The sequence below is a fragment of the Cupriavidus sp. 01T418 genome (assembly GCF_056398885.1).
Map to the genome: position 1 here is coordinate 13,503 of NZ_JBFTQG010000042.1, position 14,068 is coordinate 27,570.

The following is a 14,068-nucleotide window of genomic DNA, read 5'->3' on the forward strand; positions in this document are numbered from 1 at the left end:
CGTATTCGACAAGAAGTGGATCGAGCCATGGGAGTCGCTCGTCTCGATCTTGTGGAAACTCAAGATGGCGAATGCGTTGTCTGGTGCGGCTATGATGCGGCTGGTAAGACCGGACRTCGATCCCTACGGGAGCATTCCGCCGCAGCGGGGATTGATTGATATCGTTCGGCTGAACGAAGCACTGGGCTTGCCAACAAAAGCGCTGCACATGGCACTCATCGAGGCAGGCGAGCAGCGACGCTATTGCGAAGTGTTCCGCTACTGTCGCTCCTGCATGACACGCGGCTACCACTGCCTCTTGCACCAAATGGAGAGCGCGACTCGATGTCCTGCGCATCGTTGCCCCATTGAGTCGACATGTCCACRGTGCGGGCATGAAGCGCCATATCGCGTGAACGTGCAGCTTCTCGAGGCGCCATATCGTTGCGCGCATTGCCGAGCACGCTACGGTCAGAATCTGTGGCGACCCGGCASTGTTCGGCCCATGAAGCCGGAGTACCGCAAGGCGTTGGCACGCTCGTACTTTGAGCATGGCATGGGATGCAGGAGCCTTGGYTAGAGGTTCCACGGGCTCGATTTGCATACCGCGAGCCACGTTTCCCGCAGGTTGCCGGTCGCGGTCGCCAGATGGAGTCGGCGCAGAGTTTTGGGGCTGTGGAGGCGATCGCATGCCCTCGATTGACATGTTCGCGCCCCTCAGCCGGTGACAATTTTACTTCGCTGGGTGTAAGTCGCTGATTTTATTGATGTTGCGTCCGGTTGCGATGCCGCTGTCACGCGGATTGACGACATTACCTCGGAAACAGTGACAACTTTCCTTTGTTCTACGGCCGTTCCCATTTGTTTCTCATGAGCAACGTGTCGCCCATGCACGCAAGGTGCTCGGTCACCGCAATGTGACAACGCCACCCGATCGTCAGCCGCCCGCCACCTCGGCGACCACGTGGGCTTGCAGCGCCCGCGCACGACAACACCCACGCCGACGGCGACGGCACGGCACCCCCATCACAAACCAATTGGACTCAGGCGTAGTCGAGGGTCGAGATAACGCTCGCGCTGCAATGGGATTGCAGCGCGCTGCGCCCGGTTCGAATCGGCCTGTGAAACGTGTCTGGCCTCCTGCCCCGTCAAATCCACGCGCGGAGCAGCTTCCACCAGGCAGGCTCAGTAGCGGATACCGCGGCACTAGGCCTGGATTGCATCGCGCAATACCGGCACCGTCAGGGCTAGTGTGCTGGACGAGGTATGCGGCCCTTGAGCGTTACCTTGGGCGCAGGATTCCTCGGAAAGGTCAGTGAGGAGCGCTCGTGTAGCCATCACGATGGCCTGCTACTGGTGAAGACGCCGGGCGCCGGCACATCTCCTCCTATGTGCCTAGTATTGCATATAGCATATATGTAAACCATAATTGCACACCATTCATCATAAATTGCATAATTTGCGCATCGCACTGGAGGCGACTAGCCGGTCAATCGGAATTCAATCGTCCGGCTGCCCTCATTGCCACAACTGCGGGGCTTACACCCAGATGCCGCTACACCAACCATTTCCAACAATGAACAACGTTCAGAAAGCCGCCGACGAAACGGATCCAGAGATCCCCACGCTATCAGGGGAAGTGCCTCCAGGGCCTCAGGAGAGGCCGCGTCCGCGCAAGCCCTCGGAGATCCGCGAGGTTCTCGAGAACGAAATCCAGCGTGGCGTGCTGAAGCCGGGTGAGGCCCTGGATGAGCGGGCTTTGGCCTTGCGCTTCGGTGTCTCAAGGACGCCGATTCGCGAGGTGTTGCCTCAGCTCGCCGCAAGCGGCCTGATCACGATCGTTCCCAACGTGGGCGCACATGTTTCGCATCTCTCGGTCGGTGAAGTCCGGGCGCTTCTAGAGTTCATTACCGAAGGTGAGGCGCTTTGTGCAAAACTGGCCGCCCGAAGGATCGATGCCGAATCGGCGCGGGCGCTTGATGCGGCGTTGGAAGACTGCGGGTGCGCGGCGGTGGCGGCCGAGGGGTATTCCAAGGCAAATGTCCGATTTCACGAGGCTATCTATGAGGGCAGCAGAAACCCGTACCTCGCGATGCAGATCCGCTCTGCACGCAGCAAGCTTCAACGCTACCGCATCAAGGACTTGCAGCTCCAAAGCCATATTGATCAATCCCTCGAACAACACAGGCAGATCGTTGAAGCCATCAAGGCCGGGGATGAACTGCGTGCAGCGCAATTGATGGAGCGGCATTTGCCATCGGGTGGCGCGGGATTCTCGGAATTTCTCGCCAAGCTACCCGCTTCGCTGCTCTCGCAGAATCCGTCTTAGAGCGGGCCGAGGGCACATACTCAAAACCGACCGCTAGGGGAGCGCCAAATGGATTGCCAATCTTCTCTCCAGTACAAGGAAGTGCGAGGGCTTTCCAGGGGATTGGAGCTACTGATAGCGCTTAACCGGATGCCGAACGGGCTCGCGTCGACCAGCGAGTTGGCTCAGGCTTGCAACATCCATCGGACGACGGCGAAGCGGCTGCTCGAGACGCTCAAGATCGAAGGTCTGGTCGACAACGGAAACAGAGGCGGCCAATACAGGCTCTCTGCGAAAGTCCGCAAGCTCAGTGACGGCTTCCGCGAAGAGGCGTGGATCGAGCAGGTGGCAAGCCCAATCATGCGGCAATCTGTCCGGGACTTGATGTGGCCCACCGATATGACTGTGGCTCGTGCCGGATTCATGGTCATAAAAGAGTCCACTCATCGCTGGAGCATGCTGTCCCAGCATCAAGCGAGAATCGATGAGCAACTCCCTATGCTTGCCACCGCAGCGGGACGTGCTTACCTTGCCGCTTGCACTCCGGATCAGCGCGCTGCGCACCTGGCAATCCTGTCTTCCCGTAACGATGACATCGGCGAGAAAGCTCGCGATCTTGTCGCCATTGAGCATCTGCTATCCGAGACTCGGAATCGCGGCTTTGCGATGAATTTAGGCGAATGGGATGAGGAGCCAGACTTCTCGGCTATTGCGGTGCCCCTGTTTCGTGGCGATTGCGCCATAGGAGCGCTTAACCTTATCTTCCCGAACGGATCCGTCTCGCACGATGCGCTGAAGGAAGTTTTCCGCAAAAAGCTAGAAGGTGTAGCCGAATCCATCCGGATTCGCGGCTCAATTTTTTAGAGAACGAAAATTGAAAAATAAAGAAAATGACTCATTGAAGGCGGCTGTTATCGAAGAAATCAAGAGGCTCGAGACGCTACGCTGTGCATCTCTCGTCCAGGGGGACATTGTCACTCTCCGCACTTTGATTTCCGAAAAGCTTGTTCACACACACGCGAATGGAAGGGTCGAAGACAGAATCTCGTATCTCGAAAACATACAGAAGCGCGTGAAATTTCTCGATATCGCACGCAGAAATTTGAATTTCATTGTGGAAGGTGAAACTGTCATTGTCTCCGGTGTCCTCGAACACGTAGCACGTGTGAATGGCCAAGAAGAGGTTAAGCGATTTCGGGGCATCGCTACGCAGGTCTGGATAAGGTCGGGGGAGCGTTGGCAGCAGTATGCGTTTCACGCGACCCGTTTGCCAGAGTGAGCGTAGCGTCACTAGTCATCGCTCAAAGCCTTAAGCAGTTCCTCAATGCGGCGTAGCCGCGCACAAACGCCGTCAACAGTGCACTGAGTGCACAGTGTTTGCAACGGCGGAAATTTCCATAAAATTGGTGCAGGCGTACGCGGCCGCGTCGCATAGATGCTGTTGCGAAGTGTGGTTATCAATTCGCGCTGCATCCGTGCGTCGGACGAAAGGAAACTGTTCTACAGTGCGCTGCACTCTGTTCCTCATATCACTCTCTCCGGAGGAGAAATGTTCAAACAAGATTCAATGCGCTTTACCCATTTAGGAATTTACGTCCGAGACCTGAGAACGATGGTCGAATTCTACACGCGCGAATTCGGACTCCTCGTGACAGACGAGGGGATCGGAAGCACTGGTCCTCGTGGCACGTATCCGCGCGTCGAGCTTGTGCGCATCGCATTCAACTCGCTCGAACAGCCGCAATGCTGGACGGCGTGTCCCATCGCCTGTGCGTGTCTTGCGCTGGGCCTCCGGGCCTCCAAGTAATGCGCTACGGGTCCGTAGCGGCGCGGCCGCAATGACGTCGGCGATGAAATGGCATATGGCCTTGTAACCTTGCTTCGCAACGTTGAACGGCCATTCACCGCGCTGCTCGAAGCCTCTTTCCCGCAACGCGTTAAGAAACCAGCGGTAGAGCACTGCCCGAGGTTGTCGGGTCGACTCGAGCGTCTTTCGATGACCAAGGATCTGCTGGCGAAACTCAGCTTCCAGGCCTTGACCTGCAGCGCTTCGGAACACGGCTTGAAGCGCTCCGGCTGCACCGCCGCCCCAGGGATTCACTGCAATTGGAGCAGTACGCGTGTAAGGCCGGATGCGTGCGTGCGGCAACAATCCGCGCCAGCCGTAGATTTGTCCGTCAGGATGCGGTGCAAGGCAACGCTCAGTGATCAGGCGGTACACCTGGCCGCGGCCAATTCCCGCATTGGTCCTTATGTCCCTGCCACTAGCGCCATCCAAATAGAGCCGCACCGCGCAAACGCGTGCGCGGAAGTTGGCACGCTGAGCCTCGGGCAAGGCTTGGTCGTCGACCGCGGGCCATGTCGCCAAGTTGATCTCGACGTCTGACGCATCAGCAGCAACGGTTCGGGCTCGCAGACGTAATCTAGCGTGCACTCTACGGTCCTCCATCCCGCTCCAACTAGACACAACATTAGGTGAAATCGCTTCCCCGGAACACAACTTTCCGTGGGAAAGGCAACACACCTAGCGAGGTAGAGCCTAGCAGCGCCCTGATTTGATGGGACTTCTCGAGTCTCGGTGTCGATTGACCAGAGTCACAACTTTAGGTGTGCGAGCGTTGAAGGTTAGTGTTCTGCGTACATCCATGACTGAGCCTACGGAGCGTGAACTTGCCATTGCGCGAGTCCTGCGTCCTCTTGGAAGGGGACCGCTCTCGCGCAAGCAAGCAGAGTACGCTGGCAAATTGCTCGGAATGCATCGGTCCACGGTCTATCGTCTTCGGCAACGGTTTCTTGCTGATCCAGTCGCGAGCGCGCTCAGCCCGTATGACCGCGGTCCGAGACCCGGAAAGGGGCGACTGCCGGCGCAAGTCGAGAACATCGTGAACGATGTACTAACCACATGGCTGCCGCAGCAGCGTTATCTGGCGCATCCGCTGTTTGAGCTGACCATTGAAATCCGCAAACGTTGTGCAGATGCCGGCATCACCGCACCAGCCAGGTCAACCATTTCACGGCGCTGGGCCGCTCATCGGAAGGAAGAGGTTCTGCAGGCGGCGTTACCGGCGGCAGCAATTCCGCCTGGCAGTCTCGTGGCGCGTTACCCGATGGACATCGTTCAGGTCGATCACACGCTGGCCGATGTGATCTTGGTGGATGAGTTATATCGGCGTCCCATAGGTAGGCCATGGCTTAGCCTCGCTGTTGACGTTGCCACACGATGTGTCGTGGGAGTGTATGTGGGGATGGACCGCCCGAGTGCGGCCACAGTCGCTCTCCTGTTGACGCGCGTCGTGCTCGCCAAGGTAAGCTGGCTCGCCAGCCTCGAGGTCAGTGCCGAATGGCCGATGCACGGCATCCCGAAGGTTCTTCACCTCGACAATGCGGCCGAGTTCAAGAGCAGGGCGCTGCGTTCCGGGTGTAGCCAGTACGGGGTGGAGTTGATGTATCGTCCCGCCGGACGCCCATACTTTGGCGGACATATCGAGCGATTGAACCGGACCCTCATGGAGCGCGTCCACAGCTTGCCGGGGTCGACTGGATCCTCTCCAAAGGGCCGCAAGGCTAGGGCGCCTGAACGAGAGGCATCCCTGACTATCCGAGAGTTCGAGCGGTGGCTGGTCCTGGAGATTGCGCAGCGCTATCACCATAATGCGCACCGGGGGTTGCGCGGAGCCACTCCCTACTCCATGTGGGCCACTCTTGGCGGCGTGACGCCACCGAAGTTGCCAGTTCCTGCCGATGACCGATCGAACGGTCCAGGCGGATGGCCTCACGCTATTCTACATTCGATACTGGCACCCAATCTTTACTGCGTGGCGGGCAACCAAGCAGAAGGTCATTACACGGTTTCACCCGGAAGAGTTGCTTTGCTGGGTCACTGTCGTGCCCACGATCAACATCGTCTCGACATCCACCGCCGCCTGCGCGTTGTAGCCTTGCTCGAAGCCGCCGCTGGACACCGGCATGATGCGCGACTCTTCGTCCGTCACGTTGATCTGGTCGCGTTCCTTGGCACCGCCTTGCGGCGGCTTCGGGTCCTTGCCCCGCGGCTTCTTGCCGTCTTTGCGCTGCGCCTCGCGACGCGCCACCTTGGCTTCATACTCCTGTTGCTCTTGCTCGAACCGTTCCTGCGCCCGCGCCTCGATCTTCGCCTTCGCTTCGGCCAACGCTTTCAGTCGCGCTTCGCGCCGTGCGATCTCCGCCGGTACATCCATGCTCGCCGTGACACCGACGAACACGGGGCCGGCGTCGTTGTCCCCCTTACGGGCGCGTAGAACCGCCTCGGCCCGCGACGACACAGGGACGCCTCTCCCCTCGCCGTTCTTCGTCATCACAAGCCGCACCGTGCGCCGCTCGAAGTCCACCCGTTCCCACGCCAGCCCAGGACGTGGTGGCTGGGCACTGGGAGGTAATTGTGCTTTGGCCAGCGCCGACAAGAAGGCGCGTTCGTAGTGGAATGCGCTGGCCTAAAGTGACTAGCGGTGCAGCTCGCTCACGCAGGCGCATTGTATATGAAGGTTACATATCATGCGCCTACAACGCAGATGCTGCCGATGTTTGCGTTGTAATCATGGATGTATCGTCACTTTAGGAGTGCGCCGCGGGCAGGTCGGAGCGTCAACTCCATGAACGAGTTCACCAGCACCAAGGGACCTCGACAAAAAACTCATGCGCGACATCGGTCAGTACGCTGGCCGATCCGCTCAAATGGAAATACTCCGATCCAAGCTGAAAGTGTGGCCCAAGTGTCTTCACCCGAAGGCCAATAATATGAAGGCGCGATCGCGCTTGTGTCCCATGTTGGCTAGCCCGGCCTAGGCTGCAAAAAGGCGTGTCCCGCTGCTGCTGCTGGTGGGCTGCCGTTCGGACCGGCCAGTGAGCTGCGACTGCACAGTTGCTTCGCCGATGGACAAGGGCTTGTGCGCTCAACGCGCGTAGCCTCTTGATTTGATGCTGCTGCCGCAGGACTAGAACCCGCACTGATGCACTGATGCACTGATGCACTGATGCACTGATGCACTGATGCACTGATGAAGTCAATATGCCCCGCCGGCAAACAATTACTTTGTCGTATCGAGGGCGCGAATCGTCTTGCGTCTAGTGAGTATTCCAGTACCCGCCTTCTTTCCGAAAATATTCAAGGAAGCGTATCTCTAAACGTCGAATTTTTTCTTGATCGGCCGGCCGCCCCAGCAGCTCACGAATCGACTACGTTTCAAGGGCGACCGGAAAGTTACGTCCAAGTGACCCTGAGCGATATGCCGCGTCCTTTTTGGAGAACGAAATGAAACTCGTCTTATATGTTCGTGTATCGACCGGTCGTCAAGCAGACTGCGTATTTCGGGGCCCGTGATCAGCGATTTCGGCGCAACGTGATCACCTGTTTCGGCCGGAAGGTGATCGCCGGTTTCGGCTGAACGTGATCACTTTGGCGGTGACGCCGAAATCGGTGATCACGATCCCGAAACGAGTGATCACGTTGCCGAAATCGCTGATCATGCGCCGAGATGGCGCCGGGCAAGGCTGGGGGTGGTACTGCGCATGGGCTCGATACCGGCGTACGGATACAAAATCGAAGCGACCAATATTCCAGCGCGCACCGGAGTAAAGAAAATTCTTGTTGTCGATGAAGACGAGGCCCCAATTGTGCGCAGAGTTTTTGAACTCGCTCAGTTTGGAAAGAATGGGATAGTAATGGGGGCGAAGGAAATTGCGGAGGAATTAAATGAACAGGGAATCTTGCGTCGTAGCGCCAAATGGACCATTCGCCACGTGGAGAATGTCCTTAAAAATTCAGTCTGCGTCGGGAAACTAGTCACTTTCCGAAGAAGTTCACAGACAAAATCTCCCCATCCCCAGTCCGCATGGATTACAACCAAAGTTCCGCCGATTTTGGATAAGGCCGTATTTAATGCGGTTCAAAAGCAGCTCGCGACGCGGAGACCCCCAAATACGGAGAATCGGAGCGGAACAGGTACCAACTTTGAAACTGGTGTGGTCCGAACCGCGGTCGGAAAAACTCGAAAGTGCCTGCCCCAGTTCCCAAGGCCAAAAGCAAAGAAGCCGCCTATGTAGCCGGCTTCTTTGCTTTTGGCTCATGATACCTAGATGGTTGTCGCCGCAGTCAGCGTGCCTCGCTCGCGCGGTGGCAATGGCAACAGTGGACGCAACCCGCTTCCGGCACACCTGGAACGCGAGGACATCGTTCACACGCCGGCAGAGACGACGTGCTGCCCATGTGGTGGCGCCTTCGAAGTACTTGGTGAGGATGTCTGCGAACAACTCGAACTCGTCCCTGCCCGACTGCGAGTCATCCGACATCGGCGTGTGAAGCTCGCCTGCACCGGTTGTGATCGCATCGTGCAAGCTCCCGCGCCCAGCCGGCCCATCGATCGTGGCATCCCCGGCCCGGGACTGCTGGCCAATGTACTGGTCTCGAAGTTCTGCGACCACCAACCGCTGTATCGTCAGCGCGTTCGCTGGGAACGTGAAGGGATCGATCTCCCGGAATCGACGCTGGGCGACTGGGTCGGCGGTTGCGCTGCATTGCTCGGCCCGCTGGTGGCGGCCGTGCAGCGCTATGTGATGGGTGGCAGCAAGGTGCATGGCGACGATACGCCGATCCCGGTACTGGCGCCGGGCAATGGCAAGACGAAGACGGCGCGGCTATGGACCTATGTGCGTGACGACCGGCCATCGGCAGACCCCGCGCCAGCGTGTGGGAAACTGGCTCCTCGCTCAGAACTTATGACGCATGCCGACGGCCATCCCGAACTGATTGTGCTCGTTGGACGCGATTTGGTACGCAGCAATGGCACCGTTCAGGTTCTCGAAATTCAGGGCGGCATTTTTCGTGTAAGCGGTGCTGAGGTACACGTCGGTGCGCTTGGAAAGGTTGTAGTCCGCGATGAATGTGAGTTGCCATGGGTTGTTCGGATTGCTGCTACCCGTGGCACTGCGCAGCGCCCGCAGGTTGTCGTAATACAGCACCCCCGTCAGTACGAGTGCCTGTGTTGCCTGGTAGTTCAAGCCCAGCCACCAGATATCGTCGCGTGCGACCGTGCCTGCAGCCGTTGCCCCGTTTTTGCCGTAGCGGTAGGCGGCCTGGGCGAGCAATTTCGGCGTGATCTGGTAACGCACGCCGATTGCTGCTTTCTGGGCTCGCGTATAGTTGCCGCCGGTCGCAGGGCCGTTCACAGCGTCGTAAGCGACGGCGATGCCGCCTGATCCGAACGAGTAATCAGCGCCCGCGCCATAGCCGGCGGAGCCTTGCGTAGAACCGGGTTGCTCGCCGAAGCTCCAGTGCGCTTCGGTCGTGAGCGGGCCGAAATTGCCGTGGTACTTCACCATATTGTTTTCCCGCAGCGACGCGCCGGTAATTTGAGTCACTGGCTCATACAGCGTGGCATATGCCGTGGGCGAGTAGTTCGCCATGATCAGGAAGAGCGACGTGTATTGTCGTCCGAGCGTCACCTGATGGTTGCCGGACGCAAGCCCCAACCATGCCTGGCGTCCGAACAGCAAGCCGCCCTGCCCGGATGTGCCTGCGTCGATGTTGAAGCCACTCTCCAGGGCAAAGATCGCCTTGTTTCCGCCGCCGAGATCTTCGGCGCCGCGCAAGCCCCAGCGGCTCGGGGAGAGCCCTCCCGAATTCAGCGCTACCTTCGAATGTCCGTTGGGACCGCTTCCCAGGTTGTGATTGGTGTACTCGATATTGGCATCAGCGACCCCATACAGGGTCACCGATGCCTGGGCCGATGCCGCCATGCTGACGATGGCACATCCAATACCGGCAAGCTTGTTTTTCATTGAACCCTCTCCTCCACGTTAATTGTTATAGCAATACAGAGTGCCGTTTCCCGGACCGCGAGACGTGAGTGGGCGCAGCCGATCTCGTGTCCCGGCCCACGGCGGCTTGTATGTCGCGACAATACGTCTACTGCTACAGAGTCTGTACGTCCAGGTAATGTGGCTTTTGTTGAGGCTAAAGATCCAACACTAGCTTGCTGCTCTTGGCTCCTGAGCAGCAAATCATCATGCGTTGGTTTGAAGCCTTTTCCGCTTCGCTGAGAACCAGATCGCGGTGGTCCGGCACGCCTTCAAGTACGCGTACTTCACAGGTACCGCAAACGCCTTCCTGGCACGAATAGGGCGGTTCGATGCCGACATTGAGCAGCGAGTCGAGAATGGTCTGTCCGGGAGCGACCTCGATGTACTTTCCGCTGCGTACCAGTTCGACGGCAAAGCCGCCCGCGGTGGCAGCACTTTCGCGCGCGGCGAAATATTCCCTGTGCACCTGCTCCGGCGGCAGGCCGGCGGTGGCTTGCTCGAAGCCTTCGAGCATGGGCAGCGGGCCGCAGCAATAAACATGAGTGCTGGCCGGCAATGCAGCGACAATGCCAGCAATGTCCAGTATGCTCCCCCCTGGCTCGCGATCAAAGCTGAACTGGACGCTGGCGCCTGACTCGTCCCGTAATGCCTGCAAAGCGTCCACGAAGGCAGCATTCTTGCGCGTGCGCGCCGCATAGAAGAGTTTCCAGGGCCGGCCCAGCGTCCGCAACCGGCGGATCATGCTGAGAATCGGCGTGATGCCGATACCGCCGGCAATGAAGACGCTCAGTGGCGCCGATTCCTCGAGCGGGAAGTTATTGCGTGGCAGACTGATGGACAGCGTATCGCCCGGACGCAGTACTTCATGCATGTAGCGCGAGCCACCTCGGCTCTGAGGGTCCTTGTTGACGCCGATCAGGTAGCGATGCCGTTCCTGCGGTGAATTGAACAGGGAATAGTTACGAATCAAACCATTGGGCAGATGCATGTCGATGTTTGCACCAGCTTCGAACGGCGGCAGTTCCTTGTGTAGGGGCACTGGACAGAGTTCGTAGCTGAGGATGCCTTCCGCTTCCCAGATAATGGATTTGACCCTGACTTGCAGCGTCTCAGTAATGCTCATGGGTGTCTCCCGGGGCGGGTGCCAATGTCCGTTAGTGGATGATGACTAGATGTCGACAAACGTGAATGTCTTTGAGCTTCAGCCCGTGGCTGCCTCGCCCCGTACGTGCGTTTGACTTCATCCGGCTGGCAGACGTGGAAAATAGAGTGGAACAGCAGGTTGTTCTAATTCGGAGCGGTTGAACTTCCGGGCGTAGTCTGGAGTACCCGATTGCGCAACACACCCAGTCCTTGTACCTCCAGCTCGACGACATCGCCGTTATCCAGAAACCGGCCGATTTCCAGCCCACAACCATTACCTACGGTGCCGCTGCCCAAGAATTCGCCGACATGCAGCGTCTCAGAGGCCGAGACGTGCTCTATCATGGCGTCGAACCGGTGCTGCATAGCGCTGGAGTGGCCGCTGCCACGCTCCTCACCATTGACACGTACCACCATCTCCAGCGCGTAAGGATCAGGCAATTCATCGGGTGTGACGATCCATGGTCCAATTGCGTTGCCCTTGTCGAAGTCCTTCCCTTTGGCAGGCCCAAGCAGGCCGGGCATCTCCCGGAGCTGAGCGTCGCGTGCACTGAAATCGTTATAAATGCTGTAGCCGAAAATGTGCTGTGAAGCCCGACTGCGAGGGATGTCGCGACCGGAGACGCCGATGAATACCCCAAATTCGAGCTCATAGTCCATCAGGTTCGAATAAGGGGGCCACTGAACATCGGTGTCAGTGCCGATCACCGAGAAGCGATTACCCTTGTAGTACAGCGGCTGCTCGTACCACACTCTGGGCAACGGACCTGCTTTTGGGCCGCCTGAATTGCCGGTCAGATTAAGACGTGATACCGTTTCTCCGCATTGCAGCAGATGCTTTTCAAAGACCGAGAAGTCTCGCAATTGCGTTGGCACTGGCACCGGAGCTTGCAGGCGAACCGAGGACACGGGATACATGGCTTCGACAACCTGGTGCTCGAAAACTTTGCGCGCCATGTCAAGGCCCCGCTCGCCTGCGTGCATCAGAGCCAGCATGTCCAAAAAGCCTGTATATGAGGCGCCATACATGTGACCAAATGCTTTGGCGAGATCAATGACCTGTTTGGTATCCGAGCTCAATACGCCAATTCGGCTACCATCCGCGCCTTCAAATGTAACCAGCTTCATACAGTCTCTCCGGCTTTGAGTTGCTGGCCAACAGCCCATGCGGCCTTGCCAAACATCATGGCGTCATTGCTGACCATGACGAACTTGAAGCCACGTTCGGCGGCCTTCAGCGCCGCTACGGCATCCTGTGCCGCGGCACCACACGGCAAGCTCCGCTTAGCACATCCCGCAAGCAAACGCTCGACTAGAGACTGCAACTCCGGATGACTAGCCGGCAGACCGGTGGTCAACTGAAGGTCGCCCATACCTAGGAACGCGGCGTTCAGGCCAGGCACGTCAAGCACCCCCTCGACATCCTCAAGCACCTGACGGTCTTCGAGTTGCACGCAGCGCAGAACCTCCTCACTGCCAGTGCGCAAATAGTCGCTCAAAGGCATCATCCCCCAGCGACCTGCGCGCGAAGTTATGCCCAGGCCTCGTTGTCCCACCGGGCTGAATACCATGCGACCGATCGCGCTCTCGGCTTCCGCGCGATTGCGCACACGCGGCACCATCAAACCGTCAGCGCCGCTGTCGAGAAGCCTCTGGTAGTCGTTGGTGTTCTGGTCAGGGATGCGCACCAAGGCCGAAATACCAAGACCTTGAGAGTGGGTTATCAGCCGGTACACGGACTCAAGGCTCAGAGGCGCGTGCTCGGTATCGATGGCGACGAAGTCAAAGCCGGCACGCGCCAGCAGTTCCAGGGTCTCCAGCGTCGGCAACTTGACCCAAGTGCCGAACAAGCAGCGCTCGGCATTCTTCAGACGGTGAACAAAACTCTCGTGACTCATGAGCGATCTTTTGTAAGAATGGGCTTTCGATGCCCCCAGGCCAGACCATCGCGCTTGAACTTGTCAGCTTCCCAGGTCGATTCGTTGATGAAACGCGTGCCGCAGGCCAATTCGAAGTCGAAACCCTCCGGAGTGGGAACGTAGATTGAAACTACGCCGTCAAGAGGGTGCGATCCAAGATCCCGGCTGAGCGTGATGCCTGCGTTGAGCAATCGATCGCGCACTACGCCGAGATGGTCCAGACTGGCGATATCTGCCATCACATGCACTGTGCCAGTTGGGTGTTGCGACATCTGGGCAAAGGCATAACTGTGATGACGCGGATTGCACCTCAAAAAGTAAACGCGTGTGTGTCCCTCCATCCAGGCTGCATCGCTGAGCCTGAAGCCCATGGCATCCAGGTAAAACTTCAGCGTAGCCGATGCATCGGCTACGTTCATAGTCACATGGCCATTGCCGTATTGACCCGACTCGAAGGATGTGCCAAGCGGGGAGCGAAACGGCTTGCGCAGCGCGGAGTTGGGACCCCAATAGACTTCGATGCGCAGGCCATCGGGACCAAGCACCGCGAACATGTCCTCCACCTTGCGGGCATTCTTCTCATCGCGCGACACCTCTATGAAGTGCCCGCCATTCGCATTCAGGCGTTTTCGTACTGACTCCATCGCAGAAGCGCTTGCGGCTTCCCAGCCTACCGTTTGCACGCCAGGCTCGCCCGACGTCACTAGCGCGAAGCGGTACTCTCGCTCCGCATCTGTGCGCAATTGCAACTCACCCGATGGTGCATCAGTCACTGTGTCGAAACCTACCAGGTCGGCAAAAGATTGCCACCACTCACGATCCTTAATGCCGAGCCGCATGTAGCCAAGCTGGAGAATTTCATTGTCGCGTTGGACCTCCATTGCAG

11 protein-coding genes and 2 pseudogenes are annotated in these 14,068 nt (G+C 58.3%); 6 read left to right on the plus strand and 7 right to left on the minus strand.

Features of this window, described 5'->3' with window-relative positions; all coding sequences use genetic code 11:
* Positions 1 to 1,555: 1,555 nt before the first annotated feature.
* From AC1DQ3_RS28430 to AC1DQ3_RS28440, 3 genes are read left to right on the plus strand one after another with little or no spacing between them, the layout of a single operon-like run.
* Positions 1,556 to 2,308, plus strand: coding sequence for a GntR family transcriptional regulator (locus tag AC1DQ3_RS28430; protein ID WP_477123489.1), 753 nt, complete (start codon positions 1,556 to 1,558; stop codon positions 2,306 to 2,308).
* A gap of 48 nt (positions 2,309 to 2,356) precedes the next feature.
* Positions 2,357 to 3,151: an IclR family transcriptional regulator domain-containing protein gene (locus AC1DQ3_RS28435; protein ID WP_477123490.1), complete on the plus strand. Its 795-nt coding sequence runs from the start codon at positions 2,357 to 2,359 to the stop codon at positions 3,149 to 3,151.
* Between the two features lie 10 nt (positions 3,152 to 3,161).
* Positions 3,162 to 3,566 carry a nuclear transport factor 2 family protein gene (locus tag AC1DQ3_RS28440; RefSeq protein ID WP_477123491.1) on the plus strand — a complete coding sequence of 135 codons (405 nt, stop codon included), beginning with the start codon at positions 3,162 to 3,164 and terminating at the stop codon, positions 3,564 to 3,566.
* Positions 3,567 to 3,869: 303 nt separating this feature from the next.
* Here the strand turns inward: AC1DQ3_RS28440 and AC1DQ3_RS28445 are convergent, their stop codons facing one another.
* Positions 3,870 to 4,655, minus strand: a complete 786-nt coding sequence (locus AC1DQ3_RS28445) for a hypothetical protein (RefSeq protein ID WP_477123492.1) — start codon at positions 4,653 to 4,655, stop codon at positions 3,870 to 3,872.
* Between the two features lie 1,373 nt (positions 4,656 to 6,028).
* On the opposite strand from AC1DQ3_RS28445, the gene AC1DQ3_RS28450 reads away from it, so the two are divergent.
* Positions 6,029 to 6,223 (plus strand): Mu transposase C-terminal domain-containing protein, encoded by a 195-nt coding sequence (locus AC1DQ3_RS28450; RefSeq protein WP_477123493.1) that lies wholly within the window; start codon positions 6,029 to 6,031, stop codon positions 6,221 to 6,223.
* Here AC1DQ3_RS28450 and AC1DQ3_RS28455 read toward each other — a convergent pair.
* Positions 6,151 to 6,498 (minus strand): annotated as a pseudogene (locus tag AC1DQ3_RS28455) (IS5/IS1182 family transposase); the annotation flags it as partial. The gene AC1DQ3_RS28450 and the pseudogene AC1DQ3_RS28455 overlap by 73 nt on opposite strands.
* Positions 6,499 to 7,831: 1,333 nt before the next feature.
* Here AC1DQ3_RS28455 and AC1DQ3_RS28460 point away from each other — a divergent pair.
* Complete coding sequence (locus AC1DQ3_RS28460; RefSeq protein ID WP_477123494.1) at positions 7,832 to 8,365, plus strand: recombinase family protein; 534 nt, start codon at positions 7,832 to 7,834, stop codon at positions 8,363 to 8,365.
* A gap of 57 nt (positions 8,366 to 8,422) precedes the next feature.
* Positions 8,423 to 9,007, plus strand: a pseudogene (tnpC, locus tag AC1DQ3_RS28465) (IS66 family transposase); the annotation flags it as partial.
* Positions 9,008 to 9,028: 21 nt separating this feature from the next.
* Here the strand turns inward: tnpC and AC1DQ3_RS28470 are convergent.
* From AC1DQ3_RS28470 to AC1DQ3_RS28490, 5 genes are all read right to left on the minus strand, one after another.
* A complete protein-coding gene (locus AC1DQ3_RS28470; protein ID WP_477123495.1) occupies positions 9,029 to 10,099 on the minus strand; it encodes a porin in 1,071 nt (356 codons plus the stop codon).
* Positions 10,100 to 10,274: 175 nt separating this feature from the next.
* On the minus strand, positions 10,275 to 11,243 hold the full coding sequence (locus AC1DQ3_RS28475; RefSeq protein WP_477123496.1) for a PDR/VanB family oxidoreductase: 969 nt from the start codon (positions 11,241 to 11,243) through the stop codon (positions 10,275 to 10,277).
* Between the two features lie 164 nt (positions 11,244 to 11,407).
* Positions 11,408 to 12,391 carry a fumarylacetoacetate hydrolase family protein gene (locus AC1DQ3_RS28480; protein WP_477123497.1) on the minus strand — a complete coding sequence of 328 codons (984 nt, stop codon included), beginning with the start codon at positions 12,389 to 12,391 and terminating at the stop codon, positions 11,408 to 11,410.
* On the minus strand, positions 12,388 to 13,161 hold the full coding sequence (locus AC1DQ3_RS28485) for an HpcH/HpaI aldolase family protein (protein WP_477123498.1): 774 nt from the start codon (positions 13,159 to 13,161) through the stop codon (positions 12,388 to 12,390). The genes AC1DQ3_RS28480 and AC1DQ3_RS28485 overlap by 4 nt, the downstream gene beginning before the upstream one ends.
* Positions 13,158 to 14,063 carry a VOC family protein gene (locus AC1DQ3_RS28490; RefSeq protein ID WP_477123499.1) on the minus strand — a complete coding sequence of 302 codons (906 nt, stop codon included), beginning with the start codon at positions 14,061 to 14,063 and terminating at the stop codon, positions 13,158 to 13,160. Before AC1DQ3_RS28490 ends, AC1DQ3_RS28485 begins: the two co-directional genes overlap by 4 nt.
* Positions 14,064 to 14,068 lie beyond the last annotated feature (5 nt).